14 protein-coding genes and 1 other annotated feature are annotated in these 14,785 nt (G+C 36.7%); all 14 genes read right to left on the reverse strand.

Annotated elements, in window-relative coordinates; all coding sequences use genetic code 11:
- Positions 1 to 9 precede the first annotated feature (9 nt).
- A complete protein-coding gene (gene rplT, locus ACK3CR_RS23325) occupies positions 10 to 369 on the reverse strand; it encodes a 50S ribosomal protein L20 (RefSeq protein WP_019391237.1) in 360 nt (119 codons plus the stop codon).
- 31 nt (positions 370 to 400) lie between these two features.
- On the reverse strand, positions 401 to 601 hold the full coding sequence (rpmI, locus tag ACK3CR_RS23330) for a 50S ribosomal protein L35 (protein WP_019391236.1): 201 nt from the start codon (positions 599 to 601) through the stop codon (positions 401 to 403).
- A gap of 30 nt (positions 602 to 631) precedes the next feature.
- Positions 632 to 1,174 (reverse strand): translation initiation factor IF-3, encoded by a 543-nt coding sequence (gene infC / locus ACK3CR_RS23335; RefSeq protein ID WP_113714088.1) that lies wholly within the window; start codon positions 1,172 to 1,174, stop codon positions 632 to 634.
- Positions 1,175 to 1,214: 40 nt separating this feature from the next.
- Positions 1,215 to 1,344 (reverse strand) — a sequence feature (ribosomal protein L20 leader region).
- Between the two features lie 128 nt (positions 1,345 to 1,472).
- Positions 1,473 to 3,416 carry a threonine--tRNA ligase gene (gene thrS, locus ACK3CR_RS23340; RefSeq protein ID WP_124049769.1) on the reverse strand — a complete coding sequence of 648 codons (1,944 nt, stop codon included), beginning with the start codon at positions 3,414 to 3,416 and terminating at the stop codon, positions 1,473 to 1,475.
- Positions 3,417 to 3,758: 342 nt separating this feature from the next.
- Entirely contained in the window at positions 3,759 to 4,607 is an 849-nt protein-coding gene (ytxC, locus tag ACK3CR_RS23345) for a putative sporulation protein YtxC (RefSeq protein WP_243517269.1), read from the reverse strand.
- Between the two features lie 94 nt (positions 4,608 to 4,701).
- Entirely contained in the window at positions 4,702 to 5,637 is a 936-nt protein-coding gene (gene dnaI, locus ACK3CR_RS23350; protein ID WP_268586251.1) for a primosomal protein DnaI, read from the reverse strand.
- Positions 5,638 to 5,701: 64 nt separating this feature from the next.
- The gene (locus ACK3CR_RS23355; protein ID WP_488976157.1) at positions 5,702 to 7,114 is read right to left on the reverse strand and encodes a replication initiation and membrane attachment family protein; all 1,413 of its coding nucleotides are present in this window, start codon (positions 7,112 to 7,114) and stop codon (positions 5,702 to 5,704) included.
- Positions 7,115 to 7,138: 24 nt separating this feature from the next.
- Positions 7,139 to 7,603: a transcriptional regulator NrdR gene (nrdR, locus tag ACK3CR_RS23360; RefSeq protein ID WP_019391229.1), complete on the reverse strand. Its 465-nt coding sequence runs from the start codon at positions 7,601 to 7,603 to the stop codon at positions 7,139 to 7,141.
- 170 nt (positions 7,604 to 7,773) lie between these two features.
- Positions 7,774 to 8,154 (reverse strand): adenosylmethionine decarboxylase, encoded by a 381-nt coding sequence (speD, locus tag ACK3CR_RS23365; RefSeq protein ID WP_019391228.1) that lies wholly within the window; start codon positions 8,152 to 8,154, stop codon positions 7,774 to 7,776.
- Between the two features lie 344 nt (positions 8,155 to 8,498).
- On the reverse strand, positions 8,499 to 9,530 hold the full coding sequence (locus ACK3CR_RS23370; RefSeq protein ID WP_243517260.1) for a glyceraldehyde-3-phosphate dehydrogenase: 1,032 nt from the start codon (positions 9,528 to 9,530) through the stop codon (positions 8,499 to 8,501).
- A gap of 134 nt (positions 9,531 to 9,664) precedes the next feature.
- Positions 9,665 to 10,261, reverse strand: a complete 597-nt coding sequence (coaE, locus tag ACK3CR_RS23375) for a dephospho-CoA kinase (protein ID WP_328122487.1) — start codon at positions 10,259 to 10,261, stop codon at positions 9,665 to 9,667.
- A 21-nt stretch (positions 10,262 to 10,282) separates the two neighbouring features.
- Positions 10,283 to 10,918, reverse strand: coding sequence for a sporulation membrane protein YtaF (gene ytaF / locus ACK3CR_RS23380; RefSeq protein WP_488976158.1), 636 nt, complete (start codon positions 10,916 to 10,918; stop codon positions 10,283 to 10,285).
- Between the two features lie 86 nt (positions 10,919 to 11,004).
- Complete coding sequence (gene mutM / locus ACK3CR_RS23385; protein ID WP_488976159.1) at positions 11,005 to 11,841, reverse strand: DNA-formamidopyrimidine glycosylase; 837 nt, start codon at positions 11,839 to 11,841, stop codon at positions 11,005 to 11,007.
- Between the two features lie 77 nt (positions 11,842 to 11,918).
- Positions 11,919 to 14,549 carry a DNA polymerase I gene (gene polA / locus ACK3CR_RS23390; RefSeq protein WP_410914137.1) on the reverse strand — a complete coding sequence of 877 codons (2,631 nt, stop codon included), beginning with the start codon at positions 14,547 to 14,549 and terminating at the stop codon, positions 11,919 to 11,921.
- Between the last annotated feature and the right edge of the window lie 236 nt (positions 14,550 to 14,785).

Here is a 14,785-nt window from a genome sequence, read left to right on the forward strand (position 1 = left end):
ACCTTTATATTATTTGTTTAGTTGAGCTTTTGCAGCGTTTGCTAATTCAGCAAATGATTTCTCATCAGTGATAGCTAGGTCTGCTAGCATTTTACGGTTAACTTCGATACCAGCTAGTTTAAGACCATGCATTAAACGGCTGTAAGAAAGACCGTTTGTACGTGCAGCCGCATTGATACGTGTGATCCATAGTTTACGGAAGTCACGTTTCTTTTGACGACGGTCACGGTATGCATACATTAGAGATTTCATAACTTGTTGATTTGCTACTTTATATAAACGATGTTTAGAACCGAAAAAACCTTTAGCTAACTTAAGTACTCTTTTGCGACGACGACGCGTCACTGTTCCGCCTTTTACGCGTGGCATAATAATTCCCTCCTGTGTATCTAACTATAAATTACTTAACGTTGTGTAATAATTGGTTGATGCGTTTGTAGTCTCCAGAGCTTACAAGAGCACCTTTGCGTAGTTTACGCTTTTGTTTTGTTGATTTGTTTGCAAATAAGTGACTTGTGTAACCGTGAGAACGTTTAAGTTTACCAGATCCAGTTTTCTTGAAACGTTTTGCAGCTCCACGATGTGTTTTCATTTTTGGCATGAGATGTTCCTCCTCATCTAATTTTAAAAATTATTTATCCGTCTTAGGCGTAAGCACAAGAAACATGCTACGACCGTCCATTTTCGGAGCAGATTCTACAGCAGCAATATCTGCACATTCTTCTGAAAAACGGTCAAGTACACGCTGACCAATCTCTTTATGAGTAATGGCACGACCTTTGAAACGAATAGCCGCTTTTACTTTATCACCTTTTGATAAAAACTTGCGTGCATTGCGAAGCTTTGTATTGAAATCATGTTCATCAATAGAAGGGCTCAAGCGAACCTCTTTGATATTGATCACTTTTTGATTTTTACGTGCTTCTTTTTCTTTCTTTTGTTGCTCGAAACGGTATTTACCATAATCCATAATACGGCATACCGGTGGTTTTGCGTTTGGCGCCACTAGCACTAGATCTAAGTTTACACGGCCTGCCATTTCAAGCGCTTCTTGCTTAGATTTAATTCCGGCTTGATCTCCGTTTTGATCGATTAAGCGTACCTCACGAGCGCGGATGCTCTCATTGATTAAAGTGTTATCTTTGCTAATAAGTAGCCACCTCCAAGGTTTTATAGGGAATACGTTTGGGATTGAAGCACTCTGTTGATAGTAGTCAATAAAAAACGTGTGAGCACAGAGCACCCACACGTTAGCTTTTATATAATCATAAAAGTTGTGTTGAAACCTATCAACTGCAATAGCTGCGTCAATCAGGTGAGAAGCGGGTGCCTCTTCTTTCCACAAACAAGTATTCAATTTACCTTAGAAATCATATCACATCTCAACTGAGCATGTCAACAGATTGCTTAAAGTGCAACAAAAACTATTTTAGCAGAGCACTCAAAAATATGCAACAATTTTTATCAATAAATTACTTTCCTTTTTGTTCAACTTCGTTTTTAAGAGCTGAAAGGAAGGATTCAAAGCTTACAGTTTCTGACTTCTGCTCACCGTATTTTCGAACGTTTACAGCTTTCTCATCACGTTCTTTGTCTCCTACAACAAGCATGTATGGAATTTTTTGCATTTGAGCTTCACGAATCTTATATCCCATTTTTTCATCACGCTCATCAATTTCAACACGTAATCCTGCTTGACGAAGCTCATCTTCAATTTGTTTTGCATACTCTAAATGCACGTCAGGTGATACAGGAATGACTTTTGCTTGAATAGGAGCAAGCCAAGTTGGAAATGCACCTTTATACTCTTCAATAAGGAAAGCAACAAAACGTTCCATTGTTGATACAACTCCACGGTGGATAACGACAGGACGATGCTGTTTGCCATCTTCTCCAATGTAAGTTAAATCAAAACGCTCTGGAAGTAAGAAGTCAAGCTGAACAGTTGAAAGTGTTTCGTCTTTGCCAAGAGCTGTACGAACCTGAACGTCTAGCTTAGGACCATAGAAAGCTGCTTCTCCTTCTGCTTCATAGTAATCAAGCTCAAGATAGTCCATCGCTTCTTTTAGAAGAGTTTGAGCTTTGTTCCACATTTCGTCATCATCATAATACTTTTCTGTATCTTCAGGATCACGGTAAGAAAGACGGAATGAGTAGTCGTTTAATCCAAAGTCTTGATATACTTCTTGAATTAGACGAACAACACGAACGAACTCATCTTTAATTTGGTCCGGACGAACAAAAACGTGAGCATCATTAAGCGTCATACCTCGAACACGTTGAAGTCCTGAAAGTGCTCCAGACATTTCATATCTATGCATTGTTCCAAGCTCCGCAATACGAATTGGAAGTTCGCGATAGCTATGGATATCCTGTTTATAAATCATCATGTGATGCGGGCAGTTCATCGGGCGAAGAACAAGCTGTTCGTTGTCCATTTCCATAACAGGGAACATATCATCTTGATAGTGATCCCAGTGACCAGATGTTTTATATAGTTCACTGCTTGCAAGAACTGGAGTGTATACATGGTCATAGCCAAGACGCTCTTCTTTATCTACGATATAACGTTCAATAATACGACGAATTGTTGCACCTTTTGGCATCCAAAGCGGCAGGCCTTGTCCAACTTTTTGAACGTTTGCAAATAGGTTTAATTCTTTACCAATTTTACGATGATCACGTTCTTTTGCTTCTTCGAGAAGACGCATATGTTCTTTTAATTCATCTTTTGTAAAGAACGCTGTCCCATAAATGCGTTGAAGCATTTTATTTTTGCTATCTCCACGCCAGTAAGCTCCTGCTAAACTTAGAAGTTTGAACACTTTAATCTTGCTAGTTGAAGGTACGTGAACACCGCGACAAAGATCAAAGAATTCGCCTTGACGGTAAATAGATACTGTTTCATCTGCTGGAATAGCATCTAAAAGCTCAAGCTTTAAGTTGTCACCAATCTCAGCAAACATTTTGTGTGCTTCATCACGAGATACTTCTTCGCGAACGATTTGTAAGTTTTCATCCACAATTTTTTGCATCTCTTTTTCAATCTTAGGTAAGTCTTCAGGTGTAATAGATTCTTCCATATCGATGTCGTAGTAGAACCCACTTTCAATAACTGGGCCAACGCCGAGTTTAACATCATTACCATATAAGCGTTTAATAGCTTGAGCCATTAAATGAGCTGTACTGTGGCGAAGAATTTCAAGCGTTTCTTTTGAACCTTGTGTTAAGATTTCAATTTTTCCATCTTCTTGAATTGGGGCTGTTAAGTCAATTTCTTTTCCATTTATTTTACCTGCAATTGCTTTTTTGCGAAGTCCAGGACTAATTGAAAAAGCTACATCTTCTGTTGTTGTTCCCACTTCGAATTCTTTTACTGATCCATCTGGGAATGTTAACTTTCTTACTTCCGCCATTTCGGTCACTCCTTTTAAATGTAAAAAATAAAAAACTCGTCCCTAAAAAAGGGACGAGTTATGTATATAATCATCGTGGTTCCACCCTTGTTTCTGCTCATGCAAAATAACCGCACTAGAACAGCTCCAAGTGTTGATAACGGGGGCTCCCGTCAGCAATTAATAAAGCACATGCTCGTTCACTACTGAAGTTTAGAGGTGGTAAACATATGAATCGTGTTAGGAAGCTCACAGCTTTATCTTCCCTCTCTGCAAACCGTATTGCATACGTTCGTGTCCTCATCATTACTTTTGTTATTTAAGAAATGTACGTTCCTATTATAAGAATAATCCTGTCGTAAATCAACCTTTACTTTGGGAAGGAGGCGGAAATTTTCGAAGTGGAAGAAGACAAACACGTTCTTCAAAAATCGTCTGGATAGTGGAAATTAAAACATGATCCCATTTATCTGTATAAAGGTGAATTTTACGCGGAGCCCATTTTAAAAGCGGGGCAATAATTCTTTCATTCACGCGTAAAGATGGATATTCTGTTAGAAACTCTTTTCTTGCTTTTTCAACGCTCTCTTTAGTTATCTCCAAAAATGGCTCTTCATAAAACCGAAATTCACCATTATATACAATGGAAATATGCTGAAACCACGTTTTCTTTTTTTGAATAATATCACGCAATTCATGAATAAAAACTTGATAGTCTTCTTCTTTCTCATGCTCTTCAACCCCAAGCTGAATATAGTGATAAATTCGTTGATAGTACTCTTTTAACCGAAATGTTCTAAAGGCATCAAAAGAGAAAGCTAAATCTTCTTGAAGGAAATCTTGAACAGCTTCATTTACAAGTTGCCACCTTGAATTTTTGTAAAAGGAACGTTCTTTTTCATCACACTTTATAACAGAATAGATTGTCGCAAAAAGCCGCTGCTGCTCTTCCCATGTACTATATAAAGAGAGGTCTTCTAAAAGATATGAAACAAATTTCTCTTCTTTCTCTTGAATAACATACGTTGTAAAAGCAGGTACAATAATATTTTTCATTGTCGTTTCTCTATGTTCATTTATATGAATGAAAATTTTGGTATTAATTCGATTAATTGTACAAAGCCTGTTTACGCGCGTTCTTCTTCGAAAATGCTTTAATAAGTTATGCATTATAATTGCTTCATCTTCTCGTTCGAACGTTACACTAATCAAACAATTCCCCCCTTACCTAACATCGTCCCTTACATATATATGGAAGGAAAGCAAAAAAAATGAGCAAGTCCATTACTTTTCGTAATAGACTTGCTCATTTTTGTTCTCTTCGGTTTTCCCCAACCAAATTCACAGGAGTTGCAAGGGCTTTAACCCGCTCGACAATTCGAGCTGCTTTTAGCGCTTCTTCTTCACCACGCTGTGAGTACGTGAAATGATGTGTAAGCTCTTTGATTCCTAAATTTGATGTAAAGAATGTCGGTAAACTTTGATGCATTCGGTACTGAAGAATTGTTCCAATAATATCATCTCGTACCCAGCTGCTCATCGCCTCTGCCCCAATGTCATCTAACATAAGTATAGGAGCTGTTTTCACAAGCTCAATTTTTTCTCCTAAGCTTGAATCTTTTAAAGAGTTTTTAAGCTCGCGTAGAAATTCAGGCAGATAAACAAGAATAGACTGAATGTTTCGCTTTGCTAACTCATTTGCAATGGCACCTAAAAAATATGTTTTTCCAACGCCAAACGACCCATATATATATAAACCTTTAGCAGGCTTTCCGTTTTCATAGTTTTGTAAAAACTCATGAACAAGCGTTAGCGCTTTAGCTCGCCCTCGTTCCATATCAATATTACCCATTTTAGCATCCAAAATTTCACGAGGAAGATGAAGGCTTTTAATAAGGGTTTTGTACTCTTTTTCTTGATCATGGGCAATTTTATTTGGACAGCGATCATATTGTAAATCAATTGTTTTGCCTTGCAAAGTAAGCTTTGGCTCATATCCTTTCACTAAATTAATACATTGATCTAATGATGGACAGCTTTTGCACTGTTTACTTTGAGTTGTATACTCATACATCTTCATTAAGCTACGGTCAATCATCTTATCGTCAATTTCTGCTCGATGTTCTTGCAAAAATTCCTGCACTTCTTTTTGATTTGTCACCATCATGCGCATTTTGGAAAGCCGTGTTTTAAAATCTGGCTTTTGCATTACTTTTTTTAAAGAACGATCAATTGGCTGCACTTTCCTCACCTACCTTCACTAGTTACAAGACACTAGCTATCGTATCGCTTTTTCGACAAAAAGACTACTCTTCTGACTCGCGATAGTGCTTTAATATCTCTTCCATTTTACGCTCTTCTTCTTTTATTTTCTCTTCATCATCTAGCTTTTCAACAGAATTTTCTTCTTTTTCTTTCAACCAATCAGGAACCATTTCTTTTCTTATAGGTTTTCTTGTCTTCTTATTTGTTGACTGCTTTTTCGTCTCTTCCCACTGCTGATATTCTTTATGCTCGTTCTTAGCGAGATCCATTGCTTCTTTTACTGTTTTAATTCCTTTTCGCGCCCAATGACTTGCAATCTTTTCTACGTATGACTTTGATAACTTCATATCTGTTTTAATCATTACATAATAAATCAAAACATTTACAACCCCAGGTGTTAGCTTCTGCTTAAACATCACATCTTCAATAATTTGCAAATCTGCTTTTGAAGCTTGAGCACCTTGTGACCATCCTTCCAGAAGCTCTCTTGGCGAAATATTATTTAAAAGAGGAATGAGCTCATCTTCAGGATTTTGCCCTATTAGCTCTTTCTCTTCCTCTTTTAATTTATCAGGCTGTATTTTTTCGACAAGAGTTGGCAAACTTTCCCCTGATTTAAATAAATACGTGTTTTGTGCCGACTTTCGAAGATTCTCAATGTTGATTTCATCATTTTCATCAATTGCATCAATAACAACGTTTTTCATTTCTATCGGATCTATTTCATAAAGGAAGGAGATTTTTTGAATCGCTTCTCTCACTTCGCTTGTTAACGCTTTTTTAGGTACCATTGTATCACTAAGACCTGCTAGAAAAAGCTTAAAATTAAACGTGTGATCATCAAGTGATATACCGTTACTTTTTGCTTCTCCTACATATTTAAAGTTTTCTTTATTCGTTAGTGTGCTTTTTACTTCTTTTTGCACACTGCTTATTTCGCTCATATGTAGAGTTTGGAATGTGTCATTGAAAGAACGAGTAACGTCCTTGAACTGATCTTTTGACAGAGGGGGGTACAAGAAATGTTGTTTAACATTTTGAAAAACGTTTTTACCTAGTCGATTGTATAAATAAACGTTTAGAACACCATCATTAAAAAATTCGTGAGGAGTTAGCGGTGGTATTAATTCATAAACAAAAAGCCTATGCTCTTGCTCCTCCTTCACGAATGTTTTTAATAGACCAATTCCTTCTAACTTTTGACGCTCTCTATAGATTTCTGGAAGACCACACTGCATCATAGCCATTAAATAATGATGGGTGACTTCTTTTCCCCAGTGCTCTTTTTCTTTCAGTTGGCTCCATAATGTCATATACAAACTGTAGCCGATTGGACCGATAAGAGGCTGATAAAGCTTTGTAATAATTTGACGATCATAGTCATGGAGAATATCATTTGTATGAACAACATAACGATCAATAGCAATCAATTCTTTCCAATGTTGAGAAGTCATATTATTCGTACCTTTCTTCTCCGGTTATTTCTGCTGTTCTTTTTTAATTAATTCTTTTAATTCATCAATAAATACGTTAATATCTTTAAATTGACGGTAAACAGAAGCAAAACGAACATAAGCTACTTCATCAATCTTTGCTAAACGTTCCATTACCATTTCACCAATAAAATCAGATGAAATTTCAGATCCTCCTTGATTGCGAAGCTCTGTTTCAATTTCTCGTACTGTTTCCTCAAGTTTTTTTAATGGTACCGCTCTTTTTTCACAAGCCCTAATAAGACCGCGTAAGATTTTTTCTCGACTAAATTCTTCACGCACGCCATCTTTTTTAACAATGATAAGCGGGATTTCTTCTACTTTTTCAAAGGTTGTGAAACGATAATGACAGTATTCACATTCACGACGCCTACGAATAGCACGTCCTTCATCACTTGGTCGTGAATCTAAGACTCTTGTGCTATTTGAATGGCAAGAAGGACATTTCATATTCTCAGCTCCAACTTCTCACTTTTGTATTTTTATCTTATAGAACTTCTTTTATAAATACAAGGTTTATTACAAACAGTTCTACTTTCTACTACTTAGTTTGCCACTTATAAAAGGATATAACAAAAAAGAGGTGTACATAGACACCTCTTTCTACAGCTGTATTATTATTATAACGCATTTGCTTGATTTTGTTTAATTTGAACAGGACCCATTCCACGTGGAACTTCAATATTTTCACGAGTTGTTGCTCCTAACTCTTCAGCAATGTAATCTGCTGCAATGTTAGGATCCATCTCTCCACATGTATAAACATCAATGCTTGCATAGCCGTGCTCTGGGAAACTGTGAATTGTTAAATGAGACTCCGAAATAATAACAACTCCACTTACACCTTGTGGAGCAAATTTATGAAAAGCTACTTCTCGAACTTCAGCACCTGATTTTAGCGCTGCATCAACGAACGTTTTTTCAATAAAATCCATATCATTTAACTTGTTAAAATCGCATCCCCATAGCTCTGAGATTACGTGACGACCAATTGTTTCCATACTTATGTTTCCCCCTTCAACATTTTTAAATACAAATTCCTTATAAGTCTCTGATCAATAGCGCACGTTAACTACCACGGGGGAAAGTTAGTCCAAGGAGGTCCTAACCCTTTAAGTAGCTAGCCTGCAAAAGGCTTATAAGAATTTCACAAAACATAGTATACTTTGTTTATAATTATTTTGCAACACATCTTTTTTAAATAAAAAAGAGAAGTGCCACTTCGTTAGGATTTGTGAAGCTATATTTATTTATGATCTCATTTTTAAAATGAGAAATATTTCTATAAAGCTTTATTTTCAATTAAAACTATGTAAAAAAGCCCACCATTAAGGTGGGCTTTTTTCTAACTCATCCCAAGTTCAGCTTGTTGAAAAAGCTCTGTTCCCACTAACTTAACAAGGTCGACAACTCTTTTGGAGTATCCCCATTCGTTATCATACCATGCTAATACTTTAATTTTCCGATCAGCCATCACAAGAGTTGATAGTCCATCAACAATAGCTGAGAAAGGATTTGTATTATAGTCAATTGAAACAAGCGGCTCCTCTGAAAAATCTAATATGCCTCGTAAGTTCGTTGAAGCAGCTTGTTGGAATGCTTGATTAACTTCTTCAATCGTTACGTTTTTTTGCACATCCACAACAAGATCGACAAGTGAAACATTTGGCGTTGGCACACGAAGAGCCATTCCATGCATTTTACCTTTCATATGAGGAAGTACAAGCGAAAGAGCTTTTGCTGCCCCGGTTGATGTAGGAATTATTGATTGGCCGCATGCACGCGCACGTCGCAAATCTTTATGAGGGTTATCAATATTTTTTTGATCATTTGTATAAGCATGAACAGTTGTCATCAAGCCGTTTTCAATTCCAAAATTCTCATCGAGAACTTTTACGACAGGTGCCAAACAGTTTGTTGTACATGAAGCATTTGAAATAATATGATGTTTCTCCAAATCTAATTTTTCCTCGTTCACACCCATTACAACTGTTATATCTTCTTGTTTCCCTGGAGCTGTTAACACTACTTTTTTTGCCCCTGCATCAATATGAAGCTGTGCTTTATCTCTTGAATTGAACTTTCCAGTTGCTTCAATAACAATATCTACTCCTAAATCTCCCCACGGAAGCAAAAGAGGATCTCTCGAGTTCAAAAGCAGCACTTTCTTTCCATCTACAAGAAGCTCTTTCTCTAAAGGAATGACTTCACCATCGAATTTACCATGAATTGTGTCATACTTTATAAGATGGGCAAGTGTTTCAGCTGGATAACTTGCATTAATTGCTACAACATCAACACCGCTTTCTTTTATTAGGCTTCTGAATACCATTCTACCAATTCTTCCGAATCCATTAATTGCTACTTTTGCCTTCATAGCCATTCCCCTCTCTAATTATGTTATACTTTTTATCTTTTGTTGTTACTTAAGTATAACACATTAAAAAGAAAACGCTATAGTTAAAAAACACATTTCAAAAAAAAATAGCTAAAAGAGATGACCTCTTTTAACTATTTTAAGTTCCAACTGTCAATAATATGTGTAACTTTCTTCCTTGTTTCTTCTTTTGAACCATTATTATTAATAACTTCATCCGATTTTGCAACTTTATCCTTAAGAGGATCTTGCGCTTTTATACGCGCTAGTGCTTCCCGTTCACTAAAGCCATTTCGCTCTATTAAACGTTTAAGCTGTACCTCTTCATCGACATATACAAGCAGTACTTTATCAACAAGATGGGTTAGATTACTTTCAAATAAAAGCGGTATATCTAATATAACGTTTCTTTCATGCTGCAAATAATGATCTCTTTTAGAAAGCATTTCTTTTCTCACTGCTGGATGAACAATAGCGTTTAGTTGCTGTCTTTTTTGCTCATCATTAAACACAATCTCTCCGAGAGCACTGCGATTAAGTGTCCCGTCTTCTTCAAGAATATCACGACCAAAACGTTTAACAATTTGGTTATAAGCTTCTTTTCCTGGTTCTACAACTTCACGTGCAATAATATCTGCATCAATAACAGGAATATTATGCTCTCTCAATATAGCGGAAACAGTACTTTTCCCGCTTGCAATTCCTCCTGTTAATCCAACTGTAATGGCCATGTTTCTTCGTCCTTTCACTTTTTACATTTTCCATATTCCAAGTACAATAAGTAACACACCTGGTAAAAATGAAAAAAACTTTATCCAACTAAGTTTTGAAAAAGCATTTCCACATTTCAAACCAGCATACAAAAGGAGCGCACTCATAATTCCAACGACTATAGCAAGATAGATAGTTGAATATCCTAAAAGGGAAGCTCCTACTCCTGCCCCAAAAGCATCAAGTGAGAGGGCTAAACCAAGCATAACAGCCTCTATCCCTGTAACAGATCCTGACCGATCAAAGTCCGCTGAAGTTGGTTTTCTTAAAATGTGGACAACTACTCCTAATGATTTGATTTCCCAATCAAGGAGCACTTTTGGGCCTACTCTATTGTGGGGCTCATCTGACTGCTGAAAAAATTGAAATAATACCCATCCACCAAGAAATATTAAAATTCCACCGCCTATTTTCTCCATCACGTCTGGTGAAAAAACAGCAGAAAGGCCTTTTCCAACAAACATTGAAAAAACAAGAGAAAACATAGAAAAACAAGCAATAATAATGATGGATTTAAAAGGCAGCCCCATGCGGCGTAATCCATATGTTACGCCAACGCTGAAGCTATCAAGACTTACAGCAAATGCTAATAAAAATAAAGAAAGTTGTGCTGTCATTACTAGGCTCCTTCCATTTCTTTACGATTACTATATGGAAGAAGCCCATCCATTGTTATTAAAAGCTGATGAAGTTTATATACTTATTATATTCTAGGAAAAGGTTGGCATGATGGACAAATATGGGTTCCACGTCCGCCTACAGTAAATTTCTCAATTTCTGTTCCACAATTTTGGCAAGGCTCGCCTTTTTTCCCATATACAAAATGTTGATGTTGGAATGTGCCAATTTCTCCTTGTGTATTCACATAAGAACGAATTGTACTTCCACCCTTTTCTACTGCCTCAGCAAGCGTTGCGATAATTTCTTGGTGCAAACGAACAATATCTTCTTCACCAAGTGTGTGTGAAACACGTTCAGGGTGAATTCCTGCTCTAAACAGTGCTTCATCTACATAGATATTCCCAAGGCCTACAACAATTTCCTGATCTAGTAAGGCTACTTTTACTTTCCGATTCGTTTTCGCTAATCCTGCTTGTAGAGATGCAGTTGTAAACTCTTCTGCAAAAGGCTCTGGTCCTAACCCAACAAGCGGACCTGAATCAAACTCTGTTCCTTTTTTAAAAAGATGAAGTGTTCCAAACTTTCGAACGTCATTATAACGAAGCTCTGTTCCATCACTGAAAAGCATCATAACGTGATCATGTTTGTTAAGATCTTCCCCCTGCTCGACAAGACGATATTTTCCTTCCATTCTTAAATGAGATACAAGTGTATAATCATCGAGATAAAAAAGAAGAAATTTCCCTCTTCGTCCAATGTCATGAATCTTTTGATTTATTAAAGCATCTGTGAATTGAGCAACTTCAACAGGACGCTTAATAATATTCGGCCAAAGAACGTTCACTCTTGTAATTGTTTTTCCACTCACAAGATTTACAAGTGTCTTACGAACGGTTTCAACTTCTGGTAGTTCTGGCATTGATGTCCCTTCTTTCTTATATGTTGTTAAACATAATTAGTGAAGGGAAAAGTTTCCCTTCACTGATTGTACTTTTACTATTTAGCGTCAAACCACGTTTCTCCGTACGCATGATCAACTTTCAACGGCACGCTTAATTCAATAGCATGTTCCATCACTTCTGGTACAAGTTTTTGAAGTCTCTCAATCTCACTTGTCGGAGCCTCAAAAATTAGTTCATCATGGACTTGAAGAAGAAGTTTTGCTTCTAACTCTTCCTCTTTAAGACGCTTTTGCACTTCAAGCATAGCTTTTTTAATAATATCTGCTGCACTTCCTTGAATTGGTGTGTTCATAGCCGTACGTTCTGCAAAGCTTCTTAAGTTAAAGTTACGACTTGTAAGCTCTGGAAGATAGCGACGACGATGAAGAAGTGTTGTGACATATCCTGCTTCCTTGGCATCTTGGATAATATTATCCATATAAGCTTGAACGCCTGGGAAACTTTCTAGATAACGATCAATGAATTCCTGTGCTTCTTTTCTTGAGATATTCAAACTCTGTGATAAGCCGTAATCACTAATTCCATATACAATACCAAAATTGACTGCTTTTGCTTGGCGGCGCATATTGTCTGTTACTTCGTCACGCTCAACTTTGAAAACATCCATAGCGGTTTGGGTATGAATATCAAGGTCGTGTTTAAATGCGTTAATAAGCTTCTCATCCTGTGCAATATGAGCAAGAACGCGCAGTTCAATTTGCGAATAGTCGGCAGCAAAAATCATCCACCCTTCATGTGAAGGTACGAAAGCTTGACGAATCTTCTTCCCTTCCTCAAGGCGGATAGGGATATTTTGCAAGTTAGGATCTGTAGAACTTAACCGACCTGTTTGAGTTAGCGTTTGGTTAAAACGTGTATGCACTTTATTTGTTTCTTTATACACTACTTTCTTCAATCCTTCAATATATGTGGACTGAAGTTTTCCTAGCTGGCGGTATTGAAGAATTTCAGACACAATTTCATGCTTACTTGCCAACTTTTCTAGCACGTCTGCTGATGTAGAATATCCTGTTTTTGTTTTTTTAATTGGTGGAAGACCTAAGTTTTCAAAAAGGACAACTCCAAGCTGTTTTGGTGAATTAATGTTAAATTCTTCTCCTGCTAATGCATAAATGTTTTTTTCATATTCACTCAGACGCTCTCCGATTTCCTTCCCCATTTCTTCAAGACGGTTCATATCCATATGAACTCCTTGCACTTCCATTTCTCCTAATACAAGGGCAAGGGGCATTTCAAGATCATTGAAAAGAGACAGCTGGTTATTCTCTTCTAGATCTTTTAAAAACGGTTCTTTTAATGTTTTAATCATAAAAGCTTTACGAACGGCATGTTCGGCAAGAGACTCTTCATTCGGAACTGCTCGCTTGGCACCTTTTCCGTATACTTCTTCATCTCCTTGAACTTGTCCACCATAACCTTTTAGTTTGGCAACTGCTGCTACATCCTCATGAGACTGTGCAGGATCTATTAAATAAGCAGCAATAAGCAAGTCAAAATCTACTCCACGGAGGTCTACATGATTCCACTTCAGCGCTACAGCTGCTCTTTTTATATCAAAAACAGCTTTTTTCTTACTTTCGTCTTCTAACCATTTCACAAAAACTTCTGATTGTAGAGCTGTATCACGGTCAATATAATAGCTTTCCTTCTCACCTACTAGGCCAAAACCTAGGATATCTCCGTGATGATAATTTTCATCAAAAAGCTCAACTGTTAATGCTACATTTCCTTCAAGATGCTCTTCTTTTACCTCTTTTAAAACTGTTGGATGAATTTCTTGAAGCTCTGCGCTTTCTGTCACCTCTACATCAAGCTTCTCGAGCATTGATTTAAATCCTAGTTCCTTATAAAGAGCAATAAGCTTTTCTTTATCATAGCCTTTATATTCTGTTTCAGCTAAAGAAATTTCAATTGGTGAATCACGCATAATTGTGGCAAGCTCTTTGCTCATTAAAGCTGTTTCTTTATTTTCTTCAAGACGCTCTTTCATTTTCTTTCCGCTAATCTGATCGATGGAGTTTAGCACTTCTTCAACTGATCCGAACTCTTTTAGAAGTTTAAGGGCCGTTTTTTCTCCAATTCCCTCTACTCCTGGAATGTTATCTGATTTATCTCCCATTAATCCCTTCATATCAATAATTTGATTTGAGGAAATACCGTATGTTTCATCAATTTTTTCAGGAGTAAATGCATCTACTTCTGTAATTCCTTTTTTGGTAATTGCTACTGTTGTTTTAGGAGAAACAAGCTGAAGTAAATCTTTGTCTCCTGTGATTACTTTGACTTCGAAATTTTCTTTCTCTGCTGTTAAAGAAAGCGTGCCAATAATATCATCAGCTTCATAATTTGTTAATTCATAGCGAGAAATACCGTATACATCAAGCAACTCTCTAATAAATGAAAATTGTTCAGAGAGCTCTGGCGGTGTCTTTTGACGTCCACCTTTATATTCTGTAAATGTTTTATGTCGAAACGTTGTTTTTCCAGCATCAAATGCAACAAGCATATGGGTTGGTTTTTCTTCTTCTAAAATACGTGTCACTATCGTAGTAAAGCCGTAAATTGCATTTGTATGAATACCTTTATCATTGCTTAACAGCGGCAATGCAAAAAATGCGCGATAAGCAATGCTATTTCCATCAACTAAGACAAGCTTTTTGGTCATTTTTCGTCCTCCATCTTTCTTTCACTTATTAGTATTGTATCAAAATCTCTCATAGAAAGAAAAATTCAGTCCTTTTTATAAACATAAAAAAAGAGGTGAAAACAGATTAGTCTGTTTTCACCTATCAACATTGGCTCCTTGGATGAAGGGGTTTCCACTTATTACTTTACCAATAGAATGTTAACCTTAGTTAAATCGTTTGTAAAATTGATGTAAACTTTCATTCCATATCCAAA

The organism is Priestia sp. TRM10 (assembly GCF_057808375.1).

What these genes read in the sequence shown, in the direction of transcription:
- thrS (WP_124049769.1), bottom strand. Translation starts at nt 3,416, where the DNA reads ATGGCGGAAGTAAGAAAGTTAACATTCCCAGATGGATCAGTAAAAGAA.
- mutM (WP_488976159.1), bottom strand. Translation starts at nt 11,841, where the DNA reads ATGCCAGAACTACCAGAAGTTGAAACCGTTCGTAAGACACTTGTAAAT.
- ACK3CR_RS23355 (WP_488976157.1), bottom strand. Translation starts at nt 7,114, where the DNA reads ATGACTTCTCAACATTGGAAAGAATTGATTGCTATTGATCGTTATGTT.
- coaE (WP_328122487.1), bottom strand. Translation starts at nt 10,261, where the DNA reads ATGGCCATTACAGTTGGATTAACAGGAGGAATTGCAAGCGGGAAAAGT.
- ACK3CR_RS23370 (WP_243517260.1), bottom strand. Translation starts at nt 9,530, where the DNA reads ATGAAGGCAAAAGTAGCAATTAATGGATTCGGAAGAATTGGTAGAATG.
- polA (WP_410914137.1), bottom strand. Translation starts at nt 14,549, where the DNA reads ATGACCAAAAAGCTTGTCTTAGTTGATGGAAATAGCATTGCTTATCGC.
- rplT (WP_019391237.1), bottom strand. Translation starts at nt 369, where the DNA reads ATGCCACGCGTAAAAGGCGGAACAGTGACGCGTCGTCGTCGCAAAAGA.
- rpmI (WP_019391236.1), bottom strand. Translation starts at nt 601, where the DNA reads ATGCCAAAAATGAAAACACATCGTGGAGCTGCAAAACGTTTCAAGAAA.
- speD (WP_019391228.1), bottom strand. Translation starts at nt 8,154, where the DNA reads ATGGAAACAATTGGTCGTCACGTAATCTCAGAGCTATGGGGATGCGAT.
- nrdR (WP_019391229.1), bottom strand. Translation starts at nt 7,603, where the DNA reads ATGAAATGTCCTTCTTGCCATTCAAATAGCACAAGAGTCTTAGATTCA.
- ytaF (WP_488976158.1), bottom strand. Translation starts at nt 10,918, where the DNA reads ATGACAGCACAACTTTCTTTATTTTTATTAGCATTTGCTGTAAGTCTT.